At 60.8% G+C, this 20,258-nt stretch carries 23 protein-coding genes; 16 read left to right on the top strand and 7 right to left on the bottom strand.

From position 1 onward, the window contains the following. The first annotated feature begins 58 nt into the window (after positions 1 to 58). The 11 genes from NCN06_RS03685 to cbbX all read left to right on the top strand — a co-directional run bounded on the left by NCN06_RS03685 (position 59) and on the right by cbbX (position 11,551). Positions 59 to 400, top strand: a complete 342-nt coding sequence (locus NCN06_RS03685) for a ribulose bisphosphate carboxylase small subunit (protein WP_115023886.1) — start codon at positions 59 to 61, stop codon at positions 398 to 400. A 101-nt stretch (positions 401 to 501) separates the two neighbouring features. Continuing rightward, complete coding sequence (csoS2, locus tag NCN06_RS03680; RefSeq protein ID WP_250398685.1) at positions 502 to 2,871, top strand: alpha-carboxysome scaffolding protein CsoS2; 2,370 nt, start codon at positions 502 to 504, stop codon at positions 2,869 to 2,871. 7 nt (positions 2,872 to 2,878) lie between these two features. After that, positions 2,879 to 4,624, top strand: a complete 1,746-nt coding sequence (locus NCN06_RS03675) for a carboxysome shell carbonic anhydrase (protein ID WP_226398821.1) — start codon at positions 2,879 to 2,881, stop codon at positions 4,622 to 4,624. Between the two features lie 2 nt (positions 4,625 to 4,626). After that, entirely contained in the window at positions 4,627 to 4,941 is a 315-nt protein-coding gene (csoS4, locus tag NCN06_RS03670; RefSeq protein ID WP_115023881.1) for an alpha-carboxysome shell vertex protein CsoS4, read from the top strand. Further along, positions 4,941 to 5,192, top strand: coding sequence for a carboxysome peptide B (locus NCN06_RS03665; protein WP_115095164.1), 252 nt, complete (start codon positions 4,941 to 4,943; stop codon positions 5,190 to 5,192). The genes csoS4 and NCN06_RS03665 overlap by 1 nt, the downstream gene beginning before the upstream one ends. A 53-nt stretch (positions 5,193 to 5,245) precedes the next feature. Then, positions 5,246 to 5,782, top strand: a complete 537-nt coding sequence (gene csoS1, locus NCN06_RS12770; protein ID WP_115023878.1) for an alpha-carboxysome major shell protein CsoS1 — start codon at positions 5,246 to 5,248, stop codon at positions 5,780 to 5,782. Positions 5,783 to 5,893: 111 nt separating this feature from the next. Further along, complete coding sequence (locus NCN06_RS03650; protein WP_115023876.1) at positions 5,894 to 7,738, top strand: NAD(P)H-quinone oxidoreductase subunit F; 1,845 nt, start codon at positions 5,894 to 5,896, stop codon at positions 7,736 to 7,738. Between the two features lie 10 nt (positions 7,739 to 7,748). Then, positions 7,749 to 9,239, top strand: coding sequence for an NADH-quinone oxidoreductase subunit M (locus NCN06_RS03645; RefSeq protein ID WP_226398822.1), 1,491 nt, complete (start codon positions 7,749 to 7,751; stop codon positions 9,237 to 9,239). Continuing rightward, positions 9,236 to 10,375 carry a CO2 hydration protein gene (locus tag NCN06_RS03640; protein ID WP_115023873.1) on the top strand — a complete coding sequence of 380 codons (1,140 nt, stop codon included), beginning with the start codon at positions 9,236 to 9,238 and terminating at the stop codon, positions 10,373 to 10,375. Before NCN06_RS03645 ends, NCN06_RS03640 begins: the two co-directional genes overlap by 4 nt. A gap of 35 nt (positions 10,376 to 10,410) precedes the next feature. After that, a complete protein-coding gene (locus tag NCN06_RS03635; protein WP_115023871.1) occupies positions 10,411 to 10,662 on the top strand; it encodes a 4a-hydroxytetrahydrobiopterin dehydratase in 252 nt (83 codons plus the stop codon). Beyond that, entirely contained in the window at positions 10,646 to 11,551 is a 906-nt protein-coding gene (cbbX, locus tag NCN06_RS03630; RefSeq protein WP_115023869.1) for a CbbX protein, read from the top strand. The genes NCN06_RS03635 and cbbX overlap by 17 nt, the downstream gene beginning before the upstream one ends. Here cbbX and NCN06_RS03625 read toward each other — a convergent pair. From NCN06_RS03625 to NCN06_RS03610, 4 genes are read right to left on the bottom strand one after another with little or no spacing between them, the layout of a single operon-like run. After that, positions 11,505 to 12,728 carry a chloride channel protein gene (locus tag NCN06_RS03625; RefSeq protein ID WP_226398823.1) on the bottom strand — a complete coding sequence of 408 codons (1,224 nt, stop codon included), beginning with the start codon at positions 12,726 to 12,728 and terminating at the stop codon, positions 11,505 to 11,507. The genes cbbX and NCN06_RS03625 overlap by 47 nt on opposite strands. Continuing rightward, positions 12,725 to 12,964 carry a 2Fe-2S iron-sulfur cluster binding domain-containing protein gene (locus NCN06_RS03620; protein WP_115023866.1) on the bottom strand — a complete coding sequence of 80 codons (240 nt, stop codon included), beginning with the start codon at positions 12,962 to 12,964 and terminating at the stop codon, positions 12,725 to 12,727. Before NCN06_RS03620 ends, NCN06_RS03625 begins: the two co-directional genes overlap by 4 nt. After that, entirely contained in the window at positions 12,961 to 14,454 is a 1,494-nt protein-coding gene (locus NCN06_RS03615; protein WP_250398684.1) for a cobyric acid synthase, read from the bottom strand. Before NCN06_RS03615 ends, NCN06_RS03620 begins: the two co-directional genes overlap by 4 nt. Next, positions 14,454 to 14,777: an Npun_F0494 family protein gene (locus tag NCN06_RS03610; protein WP_226398824.1), complete on the bottom strand. Its 324-nt coding sequence runs from the start codon at positions 14,775 to 14,777 to the stop codon at positions 14,454 to 14,456. The genes NCN06_RS03615 and NCN06_RS03610 overlap by 1 nt, the downstream gene beginning before the upstream one ends. A gap of 112 nt (positions 14,778 to 14,889) precedes the next feature. On the opposite strand from NCN06_RS03610, the gene NCN06_RS03605 reads away from it, so the two are divergent. The 3 genes from NCN06_RS03605 (at position 14,890) to NCN06_RS03595 (ending at position 17,583) form a co-directional block, all read left to right on the top strand. Then, positions 14,890 to 15,465, top strand: a complete 576-nt coding sequence (locus NCN06_RS03605) for a nucleoside triphosphate pyrophosphatase (protein WP_226398825.1) — start codon at positions 14,890 to 14,892, stop codon at positions 15,463 to 15,465. A gap of 33 nt (positions 15,466 to 15,498) precedes the next feature. Further along, complete coding sequence (locus NCN06_RS03600) at positions 15,499 to 17,250, top strand: mechanosensitive ion channel family protein (protein ID WP_226398826.1); 1,752 nt, start codon at positions 15,499 to 15,501, stop codon at positions 17,248 to 17,250. A 102-nt stretch (positions 17,251 to 17,352) separates the two neighbouring features. Further along, positions 17,353 to 17,583, top strand: coding sequence for a hypothetical protein (locus tag NCN06_RS03595; RefSeq protein WP_226398827.1), 231 nt, complete (start codon positions 17,353 to 17,355; stop codon positions 17,581 to 17,583). 269 nt (positions 17,584 to 17,852) lie between these two features. On the opposite strand, the gene NCN06_RS03590 is transcribed toward NCN06_RS03595, so the two are convergent. The 3 genes from NCN06_RS03590 to rpsD all read right to left on the bottom strand — a co-directional run bounded on the left by NCN06_RS03590 (position 17,853) and on the right by rpsD (position 19,610). Further along, positions 17,853 to 17,987, bottom strand: coding sequence for a CAB/ELIP/HLIP family chlorophyll-binding protein (locus NCN06_RS03590; RefSeq protein ID WP_114987765.1), 135 nt, complete (start codon positions 17,985 to 17,987; stop codon positions 17,853 to 17,855). Positions 17,988 to 18,313: 326 nt separating this feature from the next. Then, on the bottom strand, positions 18,314 to 18,940 hold the full coding sequence (locus tag NCN06_RS03585; protein WP_226398828.1) for a DUF4079 domain-containing protein: 627 nt from the start codon (positions 18,938 to 18,940) through the stop codon (positions 18,314 to 18,316). Positions 18,941 to 19,001: 61 nt separating this feature from the next. Further along, entirely contained in the window at positions 19,002 to 19,610 is a 609-nt protein-coding gene (rpsD, locus tag NCN06_RS03580; protein ID WP_115023856.1) for a 30S ribosomal protein S4, read from the bottom strand. Between the two features lie 76 nt (positions 19,611 to 19,686). Here rpsD and yidD point away from each other — a divergent pair, with 76 nt between their 5' ends. Both yidD and NCN06_RS03570 read left to right on the top strand, forming a co-directional pair. Then, entirely contained in the window at positions 19,687 to 19,965 is a 279-nt protein-coding gene (yidD, locus tag NCN06_RS03575; protein ID WP_226397913.1) for a membrane protein insertion efficiency factor YidD, read from the top strand. Continuing rightward, positions 19,965 to 20,237: a glutaredoxin family protein gene (locus NCN06_RS03570; protein WP_115023854.1), complete on the top strand. Its 273-nt coding sequence runs from the start codon at positions 19,965 to 19,967 to the stop codon at positions 20,235 to 20,237. Before yidD ends, NCN06_RS03570 begins: the two co-directional genes overlap by 1 nt. Positions 20,238 to 20,258: the final 21 nt, after the last annotated feature.

The following is a 20,258-nucleotide window of genomic DNA, read 5'->3' as shown; positions in this document are numbered from 1 at the left end:
CGTTTCTTCGGCCGGTTGATGCAACCGGCCACCCTTTTTTCTTAAACCCAGGATCCCCATGCCTTTCCAGAGCACCGTGGGTGACTATCAAACAGTCGCCACCCTGGAGACCTTCGGCTTCCTCCCGCCGATGACCCAGGACGAGATCTACGACCAGATCGCGTACATCATTGCCCAGGGTTGGAGCCCGCTCGTTGAGCACGTCCATCCCAGCAACTCCATGGCCATCTATTGGTCGTATTGGAAGCTCCCCTTCTTCGGTGAGAAGGATCTGAACGTTGTCGTCAGTGAGCTCGAGGCTTGCCACCGCGCATACCCCGATCACCACGTGCGCATCGTCGGTTACGACGCCTACACCCAGAGCCAGGGTGCCTGCTTCGTGGTCTTCGAAGGACGCTGATCCTTCGGACCCATGGTTCTGAGCCCTGACCTGATCAGGGCTCCAGCTTTTTTCGGAGGGGCAAGTGCCCTTCCACCTCACGACGACTCCCTCGGGCGGACATGGCAAGACTCTCCAGTCGCGAACTCGCATTAGAACGCCGTAAGGCGCTGACCACTTCCGGTAAGAAGTCCTCAGCTGCAGCTGGTACTGGCGCCAACCGTGTTCGCACCGTTGATGACGCCCGTCCCACCCGCACGAACGTGGCTGCAGTTGCTGAACCTGCTTCTGCACCTGTTGTTCCCGCTGCTGTAGCTCCGCAGCGAACAACTTCGTTCACAGCTGCTCCTTCCAGGCGCACTTCACCGGTCAAGCCCCATCGCGATGCCAGTCGTGATCTGGTGCTTGCACGCCGTGAGGCCCTGTCCCGTCGCGGCAAAACCGCAGACACCAGCCGCGATCGCAACCGCGCTGATTTGGCCCGTCAAACCAAAGCTGCTCCAGCTCCTGCAGCCGCTGAAACCACCAAGAGCTGTGGCTGCGGAGGCAAGCGTGCTGCCGAAAAGACTGCACTGACCTCATTGAGTGCATCAGCCCCCAATCTTTCCGTGCGGTCGGAACGTCGTGCATCGGCCCCCAAGCGTCGTGCGATCGAGAATCCCAGTCGCGCCCTCGTTTTGGCCCGCCGCGACGCCATGGCCAAGCACGGCAAAACCGCCGGTAAGCAGTCCACCAGTGCCGCTGCTGTTGCCCGTCAGGCCAACCCTGATCTCACCAGCCGTGAGCTAGCCCAGCAGGTGCGCGAGTTGCGCACCAAGGCCGGTGCACGCAACAAGCAGAGTGCCGGTGTTACTCGCCCCACCGGTCCCAACCGCCATGGCGCCAAGCAGGCTGCTGCCGCTGATGCCCATTGGAAAGTTGGTGAAAGCACCACCACTGCTGGTCAAACAGTGACCGGCACCCAGGCCAACCGCTCGGTCAAAACCACCGGTAACGAAGCCAGCACCTGCCGATCGATCACAGGTACGGAGTATCTGGGGGCTGAAGTCTTCCAGACCTTCTGTCAGACCGCTCCGGCTGCCACGACGCCAGCCAAAGTGCGTGTGACGGCCACCAGCCACGGCAACCGTGTCACCGGCAATGAAGTGGGCCGCTCTGAGAAGGTCACCGGTGATGAGCCTGGCACCTGCAAGAGCGTGACCGGCACCGAGTACATCTCTGCCAACCAGTCTGCTGCCTACTGCGGTGGAGGTGTTAGTTCCCCCCGCAAGGTGGGTCACAGCCTCACGGAACAAGGTCGTCCCGTCAGTGGCGTGATGGTGGGTCGTTCCGCCAGTGTCACCGGCGACGAAGCCGGTGCAAGTCGCAGCCTCACGGGCGATCAGTACCTCGGTTCTGATCCCCTCCCCGAAGGCCGTCCGGCCGCCAAAGTCGGTTTGTCCGGCACCCTGTCGGGTACTGGAGTGACTGGAACTTTGGTGGGTCGCTCCTCCCAGGTCACCGGTAATGAATTCGGCTCCTGCCACCGTGTGACAGGTGATCAATACATCAGTGCTGAGCAGGTCAATTCCTTTTGCGGCGGCAAGCCTGAGCCTGAAGCTGCCAAAGTTGGTTTCAGCGTCACCAACCGCAACCAGGTGGTGAGCGGAACCCGCACCGGCCGTTCGGAGCACGTCACAGGTGACGAGCCCGGTAGCTGCCAGGCCGTAACGGGAACTCCTTATGCAGGCCTCGAGCAGGCCGGCCAAAACTGCGGCACTCCCGCAGTCCAAGCCATTCGTGAACGCACCCCTGTGCGTCCCGGAACCCCTTCCGCTGCGATGACTGGGATTCAACCCGGAGTCGGCGGTGTCATGACTGGGGATAAACGCGGCGCTTGTGAAGCGGTGACCGGCACTCCTTATGTCGGCGCTGATCAGTTGGCCGCTGCCTGTGGCGCTGATGCCCCTGCCGGCACCGACACCCACGGTCAATCCCCTGAGGGTGCTGCCTGGACCCGTTTCAGTGTTGTTTCTCCCGCCCGCGCTGCTCAGCAGCAGCGTGATGCACGCTCCGGTGTAACCGGCACGTCTTACGAGGAGGGGAATCGCATCACCGGCCCTTTTGACATGGCTGGCGGCAAGGTGACCGGTACCGAGCAATTTCGCTTCGATAACCGCGAGTTCCAAAACCGCCAGCAACAACGTCAGTTCCAGCCCACCGTTGCTGTCGTCAGTGAGCCCACTGACAAGCCCGCATCGCGGGTCACCGGTGAAGGCTCTTCCACCAAGATCACAGGCGATGACTGGGATCGTGGGGAGCATGTGACCGGTACAGAGGGTGCATCGGCGCGCCGTCGCAATCCCAGCCGACCTGGTCCGATGAGTGCCATGTCCTCTTTTGAGCGCAAGCGCAATGAAGAGACCGAATGGCCTGTTAGTCGGGTCACTGGTTCCAGCGGTAACACCGAGAAGGGGTCCCTGATCACCGTCTCCGGCGGCGCACGGGGCTGATTCATTGATGGTTCGCTCCAAGCCTTTCCGTGGCGGGCGACCTCAGGCCCCCTCGGCTCCAACCCGTCTCCAGCTTCAGCAGCTGGCCAACATCACTGATCCTGCAGAGATGGCTCCGGATATGGAGTCGTCGACCCGCCAGGCTGCTTTGCAAAGGCGTCGTGCCTTAACAACCTCTGGCAAAGCAGCGCAATTGGATCGTGGTTCGGTCGCTGCAGGCCGGATTCGCTCCAGCAACGACGCTCAGCGTCCTGCTCCCTCCCAGCCCGGTTGGGTGCGGCGCGAGAAAGCAGCCACCCGGGCTGTTCCTTTCAATCTGAGTCGTAGCTCACTGCCGATCACCCATCGGCGTCATCCGCTCACGGATGCAGCGGCCAATGACCGTCTGCAGGCCTATGAGGAAGAGATCAAGGGACGTTTCGATCGGATCGTTCCCCTGCTTCAGCAGGTTTCAGCGTTGCAGCATGAAACCGATTTCATTCCCCAGGCCCAACGGCTTTGCAGGTCAGAACTCGGTTTCGACTTGCCGGATCACATCCTTCAGAGGGCTTGGGTGCGTCCTCTCGACATGCGCGCCCTGTTCGCGTGGTGTGTTTTTGAAAGCCATCGCTTGTTCAGCGACCGCTTTTTCCAGGACGACCCCCTGAGTGGAGCCACTGGCAGTGATGCCTCCAGAGAGTTTGAACAGTTCCTGCTCGACTGCGGCATTCATCTTCTTGATCTGACCCCCTGTGCTGACGGGCGCCTTGCGCACACCGTGGCCTACGCCCTGCGCATTCCCTTCAGCGCTGTGCGTCGACGCTCCCATGCCGGCGCCATGTTTGATGTGGAAAACACGGTGAATCGTTGGGTCAAAACAGAGCATCGCCGTTATCGCGAAGGCGCTCCGAATCCCTCCACTGAACCAACCCGCTATCTGAAGGTGGTGACTTACCACTTCAGTTCCCTCGACCCCTCCCACCAGGGCTGCGCTGCCCATGGCAGCAACGATGAATTGGCGGCTTCGGCTGGTCATCAGCGACTGCTGGATTTCCGTGAGTCGGTGGAAAACAGCTTCTGCTGCGGTGCTTCCGTTGATCTTCTTTTGATCGGCCTCGACACCGATACCGATGCGATCCGTGTTCATCCCCCGAGCCGTGACAGCGAAATGGTGCTCGACCGTTGGCTTTGCGCCAGGGAACTGCATGCAGCCACGGCATCCATGACTGCCGATCAGGCCATGGCTCAAATTGCTGAAGCCGTCGAAAGCTCCGCACCTGCCCCCATGGATGCGGGGATGGTGGCCTTCCTGACCCGATTGATCGCCAACAACATCTCCCAGATCGATTACGTGCAGGATCTGCACGGTGGTCCCTATCCGGATGCTGGCCACGCGGAGCGTTTCATCGGCGTTGGTATCGGTTTCAAGGAGGTGCATCTGCGCAACCTCACCTACTTCGCCCACCTCGACACGGTTGAGGAGGGAGCTCCTGATCTCGATGTGGGGGTCAAAATTTTCAAGGGCCTGAATGTGGCGCGTGATCTTCCGATTCCGATCGTGGTGCGTTTCGACTACTCAGGCCGTGTCCCAGGAGCCCGAGAACGGGCCATCGCTGATTGCCAACGGGTGAATCAGGCCATCGCCGATCGCTATGCAGCTCTCGTTAACGAGGGTTTGCTCCACACTTGTCTCACCATTCGCGACCGTAACCAGACGGCTCCGGCCGAGGTCGTCGGTTCCACGCTCGACCCGCAACTTCCGGAGGCTCACTGATCATGCTCATCGTCAAGGTCATCAAGCCGCTCGTCTCCACCAACCGGATCCCCGATTTCGAGCACAAACATCTCCAAGTGGTTCTCGATGGCAGCACCAAGAAGGTGGCCGTCGACGCTGTCGGTGCGAAACCTGGCGACTGGGTGATCTGCGTCAGTAGCTCAGCGGCCCGTGAAGCTGCTGGAAGCAAGTCGTACCCAAGTGACCTCACCATTGTGGGGATCATTGATCACTGGGAGCCCGATCCGCCGAAGACTGCGGCGCCCTCTCCTTCGCCCAGCCCTAGCAGCAAGCCTGCAGGAGGCAAAGCCAGCTGATGGAAATCATGCAGGTGATGGGCACGTTGATCTGCTCCTACAGGGTTGCAGGGCTTGATCACATGCATCTGCGCATTCTGCGCAACAACAAGGGCAAGAAGCTGGTGGCCGTCGATCCCGTTGGTGCCCGTGAGGGCAACTGGGTGTTCACCGCCAGCGGTTCGGCGGCACGGCATGCCTGCCCTGACAACACCGTCCTCACCGATCTGACCATCGGTGGAATTATCGATTTCTGGAATCCGGACGGATAGGGACCACCCATCTCCCTCCGCCGTTTCCGTTCCGTTTCCACACCTTCACAGCCATGGCTACTCCTTCCCCCACTCCCCGTCGTCGCACCACCCGCACCTCTGCTGCGGCGAACAAGACCGTGGATGTGAAGCCAGTGGCCAGCACTTCTGCAGCAGCATCCACCCCCGCCAAAGCTGCTCCTGCAACAACAACTTCTCGCGCGACCACGACGACGCGCCGCAGCAGTGGATCCAGCACGGGTTCAGGTGGCAGATCGGCGGTGGCTAAACCCGCTGCGACGCCTTCCCCCAAAGTCCCCGGTGTGGCCTTGGGCTTGATCGAAACCCGCGGGATGGTTCCTGCCATTGAGGCAGCCGATGCGATGACCAAGGCTGCGGAAGTCACCCTGATCTGCCGTGAATATGTGGGTGGTGGTTACGTCACGGTGATGGTGCGCGGTGAAACCGGTGCCGTGAATGCCGCTGTGCGTGCCGGTGCTGATGCATGCGAGCGGGTCGGTGACGGCCTCGTTGCTGCTCACATCATTGCCCGCCCCCACAACGAAGTGGAACCGGTGTTGGCCGGTAGTGGTGCAGCTCGCCGTAGCTGAGGGACAAAAAGCCACCTCATTGCCGTTCACAAAGAGCTCTTTTGCTGATGACCGGCTCTTAGATTCGCCGGCCATCTAGCGACCAGCTCGATCATCTTCCCGCTCGCTGTTTTGACTCCGGAGCTTTCGCTACCTCAGCAGACCGCCTGGTTGATCCCGCTCTACGGGTTCATCGGGATGTTGGTCTCTTTGCCGTGGGCTTGTGGCTGGTTCCGGCGTGATGCGCATCGACCGGCGGCGTATCTGAATATTTTCCTGACCCTGGTGGCCTTCGTTCACGGAAGCCTGATCCTGCAGGAGGTGTACCAATCAGGGCCAGTGGATTTGGCCTTTCCCTGGCTCACTGTGGCCGACCTGGAGCTGGATATCAGCTTCAGCCTTTCGCTCACCAATCTGGTGGCCCTCGAGTTGATTACGGGCCTCAGCCTGCTGTCTCAGGTGTATTCCCTGGGATACATGGATAAGGAATGGGCGTTGGCCCGTTTCTTTGCGCTGCTCGGGTTCTTTGAGGGGGCGATGAGCGGCGTTGTGCTCAGCGACTCCCTGTTCCAAAGCTATTTCCTGCTGGAGATGCTGACGCTCTCCACCTATCTGTTGGTGGGCTTCTGGTATGCCCAACCCCTTGTGGTGACCGCCGCACGGGATGCCTTCCTCACCAAGCGCGTTGGAGATGTGCTGCTGCTGATGGGTGTGGTGGCGCTCTGCAGCTACTCCGGCGTGATGGGGTTCAACGATCTCTATGCCTGGGCCGCCCAGGACACCCTCTCCCCGCTGGCGGCGACGTTGTTAGGCCTGGGTCTGGTCGCAGGCCCCACGGGCAAATGTGCCCAGTTCCCCATGCACCTCTGGCTGGACGAAGCCATGGAGGGCCCGAATCCCGCCTCGATTCTCCGCAATTCGGTTGTGGTGACCTGCGGCGCGATTGTGCTGTTGAAGGTGATGCCGATCCTGCAGCTCTCTCCCATCGCTATCGGCGTGATGCTCGTGATCGGCAGCATTAGTGCGATCGGTGGCTCCCTGGTGGCCCTGGCCCAGGTCGACATCAAACGAACGCTGTCGTACTCCACCACTGCTCATATGGGTCTGGTCTTCATCGCCATTGCGCTGCAGATCCCGGTGCTGGCCCTGTTGCTCCTGTTCACCCATGCCGTCTCCAAAGCTCTGCTGTCGATGAGCATTGGTGGGGTGATTGCTTCCACCAACTGCCAGGACATCACGGAGCTGGGTGGTCTGGGCAGCCGGATGCCTGCCACCACCACAGCCTTCCTGGTGGGGGGTGCCGGCCTGGTCGGGTTCCTGCCTCTGGGTGGTTTCCTGGCGCTTGCTCAGTCGATCGAGTTGCTGAGCGTGCGCTCCGTGCCGTTCATGGCTGTGTTCTTGCTCACCAATGCCCTCACTGCCGTTGGGCTGGTGCGGCTGTTCCGCCATGTGTTCATGGGTAATGCATTGATCAAGTCCCGCCGGGCTGCTGAGGTCAACTGGCAGATGGCCCTGCCGATGGTGGCGCTCACCGTGATTGTGCTGATCACGCCGCTGCTGCTGGTGCGGCTTGAGTCTCTCGATGGTTTGCTGGCCTTCCCCCTCTGGGCAGCAGCGCTTGTGGTGGGAAGCGGCCTGCTGGGACTGCTGGCCGGCGCGGTGCTCCCCTTGAGCAAGGCCTGGTCCCGTTCGCTCAATCCTCTGCTGCGCTGGTGGCAAGACCTCTTGGCCTACGACTTTTATACAGAGCGCTTCTATCGCCTCACCATCGTCAATGTGGTGGCTGGCTTCTCCCGGCTCGCCTCCTGGTTCGACCGAAATGTTGTAGATGGGCTGCTCAATGGGGTGGCTCGTTTCTCCATGGCCAGCGCCGACAGCCTCAAGCTCAGCGTCAGCGGCCAGAGCCAGTCCTATGTGCTCACGGTGCTTCTGGCCATCGTTCTCTTCCTCACCGCGGTGAGCTGGTTCCTCACCTGATCGCCTCGAGATGCTGCTTTCCCTTCTCCTCCTGATCCCCTTCCTAGGGGCCCTCGTGTTGATCCTTTGGCCAGGATCGCCATCGAGCGCACGCTTGCGTGATGTCTCCATCGTTGTGCTGGTGGTTCAGTGCCTGGTGAGCTTTGCGCTGCTGTTGCCCTTTGACGCAGCCGATGCCGGCCTGCAGCTGGTGGAACAAGCCCGCTGGGTGCATGCCATTGGCCTGGATTACGCCCTGGCGCTGGATGGCCTGTCACTGCCTCTGGTTCTGATGAATGGGGTGCTTTGCCTGGTGGCCGCCATCGCGTCTCGCACGATCGAGAACCGCCCCCGTGTGTATTTCGCCCTGTTGTTGGTGATCTCCGGCGCCGTCAATGGAGCCTTCCTGGCCCAGAACCTGCTGCTCTTCTTCCTGTTCTACGAATTGGAACTCATCCCGCTGTGGATGCTGATCGCGGTTTGGGGCGGTGCCAATCGTGCCTATGCCGCCACCAAGTTTTTGATCGTGACGGCGGTCTCAGGGGTTCTGATCTTGGGGGCTTTCCTCGGCATCGCCCTGGTCACCGGGACCATGGACTTCAGCCTTCGCCCCATCCTGGCTGGTGAATTGGGCATGACGGCCCAGCTGATTCTCATGGGGGCTCTGCTGATCGGCTTTGGCATCAAAATTCCCCTCTTCCCTTTCCACACATGGCTTCCGGATGCCCACACCGAGGCGTCAACGCCGGTGTCGGTTCTCCTGGCTGGCGTTCTCCTGAAGCTTGGAACTTACGGTCTGCTCCGCTTCTGCCTCGGCTTGTTCCCGGAAGCCTGGCAGGTGGCTGCTCCATGGTTAGCGGGATGGGCTGCAATTTCCGTGCTTTACGGATCCCTGGCGGCGATCGCCCAGACCGACATGAAGCGAATGGTGGCTTACAGCTCCGTGGGCCACATGGGATATGTGCTGCTTGCCGCCGCCGCAGCCACACCGCTTGGCCTGATGGGTGCTCTCTTCCAGATGGTCAGCCATGGGCTGATCTCTGGGGTGCTGTTCCTCGTGGTGGGTGTCGTCTACGCCCAAACCGGGACCCGCGACCTCAATGTTCTCCGTGGCCTGTTGAATCCCCAGCGCGGCCTGCCCCTTACCGGATCACTGATGATCATTGGCGTTATGGCGAGCGCCGGAATTCCGGGGATGGCGGGCTTCATCTCCGAATTCCTGATTTTCCGCGGCAGTCTCCAACCTTTCCCCCTGGCCACGTTGCTGTCGATGGTGGGATCAGGCCTAACGGCTGTGTATTTCCTGTTGCTGGTCAACCGTGCCTTCTTCGGTCGCCTAGCGATTGCCCCCGGCGAGGTCGTGAATCCCCGTATCCTCAACCCCGTGGCGTTGCGGGAGCAGTTTCCGGCCATCGCCCTGAGCCTTGGTGTGCTGGTGCTTGGCCTTGCTCCTGAGCTGCTTTCGAACCTCAGTGAAGCGGCGACAACGGGCCTCAGCCTGATCACCGGAGATCTGTCATGACCCCGACATCCGTGTCCCCCGTTCAGCCCCCGGTTTTACCGGCTCAGGAGGAGCTGATCCGCCGGCTGCTCAGCGATACGCCTCTGCTCAAAGACACCCCCGATCATCTGCTTCAGGTGGTCAATGTCTTGGAGAGCTACGGCCTGGTTCTCGATGCTTACAGCAAGAACTTGGTGGACCAGGGCGAGAAGCAGATGCTCAACCCCTTCCCGGTGTTCCGCTTTTTCCATGAGGGGTTCAGCGTCAAGCGCCTCTGGAAGCACCTGTTGGGTGACCGGATCAATTTTGAGTACGCCGAGTACTGCCAGAAGGCGATGTTCTGGCACGGCACCGGAGGGCTTGATGCCTACCTGGACACGCCCGAATTTGCAGAGGCCTGCCAGCGGGTGATCAAGCGCAAGTCGGCTCGAGATCCGCTACTTGCTCTGAACAACCGCCTCTATCCCGACTTCGCGCCTGAGGCCATTCGCTCGCTCACCACGATCTACTGCCTCGGCTTGTTTTGGCGGGTGATGAGTGACATCTTCATCGACCTGGCGCGCCGTTATGCGATTAAGGAAGTCACCTGCGTCAACGATGTGGTGCATCACATCCGTGACGGTTTGGTGGCGGCTGCGGGAAGCCCGATTGAATACAAGGTGTCGATCGGCGGTGAAGAGATCTGGGTGTTGCCGCCCGAAGCCGGCCTCACCTTCCTGATGGATGTGGCGGTGCCCTACGTGGAGGCTGTCTTCTTCCGAGGCATGCCCTTCTTGGGAACGGTGTCGTACAACGCCCAGGCACGTCAGATCTCACCAGACATCAGTGATTTCAAGTACGGCGCCCTTTACGCCGATCCGATTCCGAGCATGGGTGCGGGGATTCCCCCCAGCCTCTGCATGCAGGACATGTACCGCCATCTGCCTGAGGAACTAAGCCTCTGGTACGACGACCACGGTCGGGGGCAGACCGATGTGCATGTGCAAATCTGCGTCAGCTTCCAGAAGTCGATGTTCTGCGTCACCAATGCCGCCATCGCTGGAACGATGCCCCATCCGCTCGACAGCGATGATCCCGAGCAGCAGGCGGCCAATCGGGCCTATGCGGAGTCCTGGGCCGGGCGCTTGATGGGCTGCCAGCGGGTGGCGCTCCTCTAGGTTTTCAACAGGTTTAGGTTGATCGGGGGGCTCTGATGAATCAGTGGCAGGAGCGGAAACGACCCGTGTGCCTCGAATGTCGCTTTGAGTTCGACAGCTACGACGCCACCCGTGATTTCCTTGACAAGCTTGGCGAGCACAGCGAGGCAACCCAACGCTTCCCCGACATCAGCTTCGGGCGCACCTACGTGAACATCACCCTTCGTCCTGAAGAAGACAGCCCCGATGCACAGCTGAGCGAGGCCGATCGCGCCTTTGCCGCTGAGATCGATGCCCTCCTCCGTTGATCTGGCATCGGCCTATGCCGATTCCGGGGTGGCTGAGGTGTTGGACCAACTCGATCAAGAGCTGATCGGACTAGCCCCTGTTAAGACGCGGATCCGTGAGATCGCTGCCCTGCTCCTGGTGGATCAGGCTCGACAGCAATTGGATCTGCCCAGCACCGCGCCGAGTTTGCACATGTCGTTCACCGGGCACCCCGGCACCGGCAAGACCACTGTGGCGCAGCGGATGTCGCAAATCCTGCACCGCCTGGGCTACCTGCGCAAAGGCCATGTGGTCACGGCCAGCCGTGACGATCTGGTGGGTCAGTACGTGGGCCATACCGCCCCTAAAACCAAAGAGATGCTCAAGCGGGCCCAGGGCGGTGTGCTGTTTATCGATGAGGCCTACTACCTCTACAAACCGGATAACGAACGCGACTACGGCGCCGAGGCGATTGAAATTCTGCTGCAGGAGATGGAGAGCCGGCGCAGCGACGTGGTGGTGATCTTTGCGGGTTACAAAGATCGGATGGAGACGTTCTATAGCTCCAATCCCGGACTGTCCTCACGGGTGGCCCATCATCTGGATTTTCCGGATTACAGCGACGACGAGCTGATGGCGATCGCAGGCTTGCTTCTGGATGAACAGCATTACCAATTCAGCGCTGAGGCCGAAACAGCTTTCTGGGACTACGTGTCGCGCCGGCGTCAACTGCCCTTTTTTGCCAATGCGCGCTCGATACGCAATGCCTTGGATCGGGCCCGTCTTCGTCAGGCCAACCGTTTGTTTTCGCGGATGGGGGAGTCCCTGACCAGGCTGGATCTCACCACGATTGAGGCGGCAGATATCCGGGCCAGTCGTGTGTTCAATGGCGAGGTGGAGGGCCACCATCCGGGGAAACATGAAGCCTGATCAATTGAGCCATGCAGAGGCCAATGAGCAGGCCTGCCGCGCCGTGCCCCTGCAGTAGGGCGAGCCCCAGCACCAGAACAGCCAACGGCGCAGGAAGCACGTAGCGGTACAAGGCACCGGTGAGTGCTCCGCACCAGCTGCCAAGACTTCCCAGATCCGGGAGGAGCAGATGCAGCCCCATCCCGATCGCGCAGGCGACCAGGAACAGGGGAAAAAACACCCCCCCGCGCCAACCGGTTTCCAGACACAGGCCCAGCATCAGCAGTTTCACCATCGCGGAGAGCAGTAGGAGCCAGGCCTCATTCGAGTTCTGGCCTTCCAGCAGGGGCCGCATCTGGTCTTCTCCTGCGAAGGGAACCAATGGCAGCCAATGCATGCAGGCCCCCAGCAGTAAACCGGTCAGCAGCGGCCACCAAGGACAGTGGGCCATGAGTTGGCGACGCTTGAGCCAGCCTTGCCAGCGCAGCAGCAGCCAACCCAGCCCGCAGCCGATTACTCCACCCAGTGCGCCTGCGCTCAGGGTGCCGAGGTCTTCCCCCAGAGTGCTGGGCCAGATGTAGGGGAGCCGTTGGAGCGATCCGCCGCTGGCGGCACCGATGCCATGAAATGCAGCAAAACCAGCCAGGCCGCCGAGGCTTCCAGGCAGCCAGCGGTCGAGGTAAGTCTGTTTTCTGTTCGGTTGGGGGGCTTCGCCAACAACAGCACCCCCCAGCAGTGGCGCCCCGAACATCCCGAGGCTTCCCGCCACCGTTGCAGCCTGGAGTTTCTGGTCTCGCCCGCGCCAAATCCTTTGGCTGATCAGTGCGGCCATGCGGCTCATTAGGGCCTCCGGCCCGACGGCACCTCCACCGATCTGGGCCAAGGTCGCTCCAAGAAGACCACGGCCTTCATCGCGCTTCGGAGCCTGGTCCGGATGATTCAGATCGTTCAGGGTCTCCCTGAGCTCAGGCAGCAATGTGGTGGGGCCTGGTCGATGCAGCAGCGACAAGATCAAGCCGCAGCCGCCGCAGATGAGCAGCGACCAGCCCAGGGGCAGGCCGCGGTCCAACCCTTCCAGGATTGGGTCTCCCCAGAGCATCCGGCTCAAGCTGTCGATCCAGCCCATACCAAGAGCGACACCGGCGCCGCTCAAGGCTCCGGTGAGCAGAGCCATCAGGCTGAGTCGAAAGGGAGTCACCAGTGCGGGTCGGTGGCGAAGTCAACGGAGAGTTTCGCTGATTTCGAAGCGGGCACGGTGCTGATGCAGGCGCGCACCACCTTTCCATTCACCTCGATTTCGCAAGCCCCACAGCTGCCCCCTAGGCAGCCGGTGGGAATGTTGATGCCTGCTCCATTGGCGGCCACCAACCAGTCGTCACCGATGCGTTCCTGAGTTGTGCGGCCATCGGGCCAGCGCACGGGGATCGAGGTCATGGCTGGAGCAATGGTGCAAGGTTCACATGCTGCTCGAAGGCGTCGGCCAATCGATCCAGCAAAAGGTCACGGTGCACGCTGTGGTTTTTGGGCTCGTTGGGCAACGGCTGGAGACCACGCTGCCGGCGAAGGCTGTTGAGCCAGGCTCGTCTCCAAGGGCCATTGTCGAGAAGACCGTGTAGGTAGGTGCCCACCACGCTCGATTCCTTCGGGCCGGGAGTCCACCAACCCAAGCCAGGGTCGCTGCTCAGCGGCTGAAGACCGGGGTCTGGGATGGTGGTTCCGTAATGCAGTTCAAATCCCGTCAGCTGCGTGTCCATGGGCCAAAGGCTTTGGATGCTGCGCTGGCGCAGGCTTTTCGTGCCGGTGAACGTGGTCGCCAAGGGCAGGAGTCCCAATCCGCTCTGTAGCCCCATCTGATCCATGCCCTCGAGCCCCTCAGGATCGTTCAATGTTTGGCCCAGCATCTGCATTCCGCCGCAGATGCCCAGGACGGAGCCACCAGCGCGGGCGTAAGTCTTGAGTTGGTCGCCGAGTCCGCTGTTGGTCAACGCCTCCAGATCGCGCAGCGTCTGTTTGCTTCCCGGAAGAATCACCGCATTGGGCTCTCCCAGGGGTTCACCGGGCTGAATCCAGCGCAGCCTCACGCTGGGTTCGGCCTCCAGAGGATCGAGGTCGGAGAAATTGCTGATGGAGGGCAGCCGCAGCACAGCGATCTCCAGATCGGTGGTCCCGCGGGTGGGTTTGCGTTCCAGCAGATCGAGGGAGTCTTCTGGCGGGAACAGATCGTTGAGCCAGGGCATCACCCCCAGCACTGGAACCCCTGTGTTGGCCTCCATCCAGCTTCGACCCTCATCAAAAAGCTCTCGACGGCCGCGGAAGCGGTTGATCAGGATGCCCTTGATCAGGGGGCGCTCCACCGGTCGCAGTAGGGCGAGCGTGCCGACGACCTGGGCAAAAACTCCGCCGCGCTCAATGTCGGCCACCAGCAGGCAGTTGGCCCTTAGGTACTGGGCCAGGCGCAGGTTGGTGAGGTCGCGGCGCTGCAGATTGACCTCCACAGGGCTTCCCGCCCCCTCCAGCACCAGCCGACCCTGGGGCCATTGCTGCTGGAGCTGCATCAGCCCGGTCCGGATGGCCTGCCAACCCGGTCGGAACCAGTCGCGGTAGTAGTGCTCTGCGCGGGCTGTCCCCACGCTCCGGCCCCCATGGATCACCTCACTGGTGCTGTCTCCCCGGGGTTTGAGCAGCACTGGATTCATGGCGCAGCAGGGCTCAAGACCGGCCGCCCAGGCCTGCATGGCCTGGGAGTAGGCCATCTCCCCGCCATCGGCATCCACCCAGGCGTTGTTGCTCATGTTTTGCCCCTTGAAGGGCAGCGCCTGCTCTCCCCGTCGTTGGAGCACCCGGCATAACGCCGCCGTCATCAGTGATTTGCCAGCCCCGCTTGAGGTGCCAAGCACCATGAGAGGGCGAGGAGTGGTTTGCATTACAACGGCCAGTGCCGACGCAGGCTGTGACGCAGTCGATCCAGCACTGGGATCTGACGCTGCAGGATTGCAGGATCTTCATCCAGAAGCTGGCGACCCAGGGGGGTGAGCCTGAAGCGGCTGGTCAGCCCCTGCCCATCCACTTCCCGGCGCAGCACGCCCACACTGATCAGCCAACGGAGATCGTCTTCGAGGGCCTCGCTGTTGCGGAACCAGCGCTCCTTGCGGCTGTAGCGTCCCGGCTCGCTCCAGAGGTCGCCAGCATCCAAGCCTTGCTGCTGAAGATCTCGGTAGAGGGCCTCCGAGAAGGGCAGACATCCCATCGCCCTGCAGGCCCGGTCGCGGCTGCGTTGATCCAGCAGGTCTGTGGGGTGAGCGATGGCGAAGCCTCCCGTCCCTGGCAGCCTAAGGAGCGTTGTTCTGTGGTGTGTTTCCGTGCTCTTGCTTGCTTCCGCCTCGCCGGCGCGTCGCCGCTTGCTGGAGCAGGCGGGAGTTCCGCATCGGGTGCGCGTCAGCGGTGTGGATGAGGCGCAGATCCACCATTCAGATCCAGCAGAGCTGGTGAAATTGCTGGCTCAGGCCAAGGCTGAGGCGGTGGCTCAGGCGCTTGATCCTGTTGGCGATGCCGAGATCACAGCGGTGCTGGGATGCGACTCCGTGCTCAGTTTTGGGGGACAGGTGTTCGGTAAACCCACGGGGCGAGGCGAAGCGATCGAGCGTTGGCAGCGGATGGCTGGTGGTTGTGGATCCCTGCTGACGGGCCATTGCCTGATGCGTCGTGGTCAGGCTGACGTGCTGGCGTGTGTGGAGACAATTGTGCGGTTTTCGCCGCTGAATCAGGCCGAGATCGAGGCTTATGTGGCCAGTGGAGAACCTCTGCAATGTGCCGGTGGTTTTGCCCTCGAGGGCCGCGGCGGACTGTGTATTGATGGCTTGGAGGGTTGTTATTCGAACGTGATCGGCCTCAGCCTTCCTTGGCTCCGAACAGTCTTGGGACAACAGCTGGCGTAGTGCGCATCATGGGGTTTCACTGAGTTGTTGCCCGTGGTGCGTTGGTTCCGGCGGCTGATCACTGTCGGATTGGCTTTGGTGCTGGCACTGCTGATCGGCCCTGTGGCCAGTCGAGCCTCCTTGATGGATTTGATGCCGCAGCTGGAAGGCCAGGGTTCGGTCGAGGAGCAGCTCAACCAAACCTTGGAAGGCAAGTTTGAGCTCGCCAAAGTTCGCATTCTTGGAGTGCCGGCGATCAGTGTCGCCAGCCCGGTTCCTCTCGGTGATCGCACCACCATCGCGGCATCCACACGAGCTCGGGTGATTCAAGGCAACCTTCGGGCCCTGTATGACCCCAATCAGCTGTGCAGTTTCAGTGAGCGCGTCAGCGAATGGATGCTGGATTCTCTCCTTCAGGTTGAAGATCAGATCTGCAGTGCCGGTCAGCGTTATGGCTTGGTCCGCTCGGGTGATCCTCTGAAGCTGGTGGTGCTGCGCGAAGGTCGAGGACCCTATGAACTGGCTGCGCTGCTGCCAGGTCGGGATCAGCCGTTCCCGTTGCTGACGGTCACCACCGCTGATGCCGAGATCAATGGTGCCAAGGAGCTGGCACTGGCTCAGGCCTGGCGCGCGCGTTTGGAGCAACGGTTGAACCATGCCCGAAGGGTGTATGCGCCGGCTCAGTTGATCCGACGCTTCCGCATGGCATTGGTGCTGGAGCTGCTGTTGGGACTGCTGGTGGTGGCCACCACAATCCTTTGGAACCGGATGCGGCAAAGGATTACGCGCCTGCAGCGGGAACTCTTGGAGAAGCGGCAGCGGTTAAAGCGGGTGGAGATTCGCCTGCATGCCGAGCAGGCGCTCACAATCGCTTTGCTGATGCTGATCATCACCGAATTGGTGTTGATGCTGGCGTTGGGCGTCAGTGCGATCCCCGGTCAGGTTCCTTTGGGGATTGATTTGATGCTTCAGCCCTCCTTGGCGGTCGCCAAGCTCCTGGTCCTCACCTTGGCCACATTCCTGCTGCGCAGCCTCAGCATGTTTCTGCTGCGGCAGTGGATGGCCGATGTGGATGTGCCGCCGCAGGAGCAGGCCCGCCGTCAGCAGCGCTATCGGAGTTTGGTGCGGGTCATCCATCGCCTGATTGATGTGATGGGGGTGTTGTTGGTGAGCCTTTGGATCGTGCTGGATATTCCCGGTGTTCGCTCCACGTCGGCATCGCTGTTACTCGCTGGAGGTGCACTGCTGGGTGCACTGGCGTTCGTGTTTCAGGGCGTTTTGCGTGATTTTTCGGCTGGCCTATTGATGCTGCTGGAGGACCGCTGTGCCATCGGCGATTGGGTGGAGGTGGATGGCATCGATGGGGAAGTGATCGATGTTGGCCTGTTTGGCACCCAGATCCGCTGCCTGGATCAGCGGGTCAACATCCTCAACAACGCATCCATCCTGCAGATGCGCAATCACACCAAGCTGCGATCCGGCAGCTTGGTGACGTTGTTGATTTCACATCGACAGCCTGATCTGGAAGTGGTGTACCGCGTTCTCGACGCTGAGATTGACGCCTTCCGTCACGACCCAGTCTGGGGCAGTCGGTTGATCAGTGAGCCGGTGCTGCGGGGGGTGAAGCGCACCTCTGCCCTCGGCGTGCACATGCAGGTGTTGTTGATCACCAAAGCAGGAGAGCAGTGGACCACTGAGCGTGAATTCCAACGCCGTGCCCTCCGGTCCTTGCATCGCCGTGGGGTCCTCTTAGCGGACGGTTTGGACCTTGCCGCTTCAAGAGTTGTTGATCCCGGTACGCGTTAGTCCCATGCTTCAGCTGGCTTGGGTCGGTGACCAGAGCTTGCACCGCTTCTCTAGGTCTCACCTTGCTGTCGCTGCATCCTGCTTTATTGATGCCCTAAGAGCGTGGACTGGGCGCTCAGCATTGGATTGCTATCACATGAATATCTCTGCATTATTGCGATGAAGATTTCCTGGATTGTCCTATTGCTTGCTTCGCTGATGGCTGCTTGCAGTGGCGAAGGTCTGTCTCCCGAGCGCAAAGCTTGTTTGGAGAATGCCAAAACAGAGGCAGAGCGGATTGCATGCAACAACGCTGAAGCGATTAGGTCGGACCGCGAGGCTCAATCCGAGTGATTGATCCGCTCCCCCACCTGGGTAGTACTCAACATCCTTGCCATTGCTGACGGGATGTTGAGTACTGGTCTGGTCAGCCACTGCCCCTCGTTGGAGTGCTGAGGTTGAGCCCTAAAAAGCCACAGAAGACTGGGCTACGGCTGACAATAGGGAGCTGATTGCAGTGTTGCCTCCAACGCAAATCGCTCCCATGAGCATCCCGAAGTAAAAGAGCTTGACGTACCCGAGACGTGTCTCGGGCACCCAAACATCGCTTTCCTCTCTGGGCATTAGCCCATTCCGATCTGAGAAAGGATTCCTTGACCAGTGAGCAGCTCAGTCCCTAAGCCAATGATGAATCCCATCATTGCGAGGCGACCGTTCCAGGTTTCAGCGAAAGAAGAGAAGCCGAACTTGCTGTCCATGGTGTTATTAAAAAACATAACAAACATACAAGTGATCTAGGACTTCTGGTGTACCAAATGCTGCAATCAGGCTACCAATCTCCACCCCTGCGTTGTTTTGAGCTGTCGGAGCAATGAGGCTCCGATCTCCGCTTGGGGCGTTGAGGTTGCAGTCCACCACGCCTCCATGTCCTTGCCGTGAAGTGCTGCGGTACTCATTGCGGGTCGGTGGTTCTGGTAACGGGTTGGCTAGCGCTAGATGCGGGCAAGGCGGGCGTAGCGCTGCATGTTTTCCAAGCAGTCCTTTCTTTCCGCCCCTCTTGCTACTCGCCCAAATAATGCAAGCGTCAGAACCCGCTCAGCAGAAGGTTCCTTGTGCCTGAGATCGCTTGCATGGCCAGCAGCAAGGCCACCAGCAGATTGCTGCTGATGTGAAGGCGTCGCGCAGTCACGGAATGACCAATTAAGGGCTGCAGCGCTGTAGAGCTCAGCAATAGGCCAGTGAGCAACAGGCCCATCCAGAAATGGGACTGCCAAAACAAGGGGCTCCAGGGAACATCGCTGAACCGTTCCACGGCAGGTTGTAGTCCCAGCAGAAGCAGGCCGCCCCCACTAGCGGCAGCCCACAGCAGGCGCTGCCAGACGATTCGGCTCGAGAGCAGGCGCCCAAAGCAGAACAGCACAGCGCTTCCAGTGAGCAGCAGACCTAGGGGATGGGTGGCCCAAAGGCTGTGGCTGAGGCCGATCAGCACCGCCATCAGCACTCCGCCGGTCACCCAGGCCCCATGCTGCGCATGCTCAACCGGCACGGTGTCGGCGATCGGGTTGATCTTCAATCGCTTTTCCCGCACCAGGATCCCCAGTCGGATCGTGGCCCCCACCACTGGGTAGACAAACAGGATCATCAGCACAGGATGGATCAGTCCCAGCCAGTCGTGGCTGGTGAGCGCTTGCAGTGCTAGGGGATCAGCCAAAAAAAAACGCAACCCTGAACCCAGGGTTGCGCATCGTGGGCCTGTGAACTGAGGATCTGGATCAGACCTTTCTGGAGTAGTACTCCACCACCAGCAGTTCGTTGATTTCCAGGGCAACCCACTCGCGTTCGCAGCGGGCGGTGACCTTGGCACTCAGCTTGGCTTTGTCGAGCTCCAGGTGCGTTGGCACGTTGGCAAGGCCGGGGAACTCGAGGTTGGCTTCAGCCAGCTTCTTGCTGCACTTGCGCTCGCGGATGGCGATCACGTCGCCAGGCTTGCACTGGTAGCTGGCGATGTCGGTCACACGACCGTTCACGGTGACGTGACCGTGGTTCACCAGCTGACGGGCGCCAGGCACGGTGGGACCAAAGCCGAGGCGGAAACAAACATTGTCGAGACGGTTCTCGAGCAGCTTGAGCAGGTTGGTTCCGGTGGAACCCTCCTGGGCGCGCGCTTTCTTCACGTAGCGCACGAGCTGACGCTCGGAGACGCCGTAGTTGAAGCGAAGCTTCTGCTTCTCTTCGAGACGGATCGCGTATTCAGAGCGCTTGCGACGGGCTTGGCCGTGCTGACCGGGGGGATAGGACCGTTTTGCGGCCTTCCGGGTGAGACCGGGGAGGTCTCCCAAGCGCCGCGTGATCCTCAGACGAGGGCCGCGGTAACGAGACATAAGTGGGAAGGTGTTTGTTGAGATCGTGCAGTTGTTGGGCATGCTGGAACCGAAACAGTCCCAGGCATCTCCCGCGATGCACGAATCGAGCACTCTATCTGGCGGACTCGCCGACCACCTGCGACGGGCGATCAATCAGGCTCTCGCTGCTGTTCTCCTGGCTGGCATCGCCTTCTATCGGCGCTTCATCTCCCCGATGATCGGGCCCCGTTGCCGCTTCACGCCCACCTGCAGTGCCTATGGCCTGGAGGCCATCCAGAAGCATGGTCCTTGGAAGGGAGGCTGGCTGACCGTGAAACGGCTGCTGCGGTGCCATCCCTTCACTCCCTGTGGATGTGATCCGGTGCCCGATTGATGCATGAGCTCACGCTGTTCAGCCGCACAGGATGCTGTCTGTGTGAAGGCCTGGAATCCCGCTTGCGCGCCCTCGATCTTGTGGGGATATCGATCACGTTGAAGGTGATTGATATCGATGCGCCAGAAACTCCCCAGGAACAAAGGGCGCGTTACGACCTCGAAGTGCCTGTGCTCGCGCTCGATGGTTGTGAGCTGCCCCGGGTTTCCCCGCGTCTTACTGGTGAGGGACTGTTGAATTGGTTGCAACGCTGCCTGTCCACGGCGCTCTGAACGGCTTAAAACTCCCTCAAG

Origin of the sequence: Synechococcus sp. MU1648 (genome assembly GCF_023630615.1) — a bacterium.
Taxonomy (GTDB): domain Bacteria; phylum Cyanobacteriota; class Cyanobacteriia; order PCC-6307; family Cyanobiaceae; genus Parasynechococcus.
Note: the sequence above shows the minus strand (reverse complement) of the source record. Positions and strands in the feature narration are given on the sequence as shown.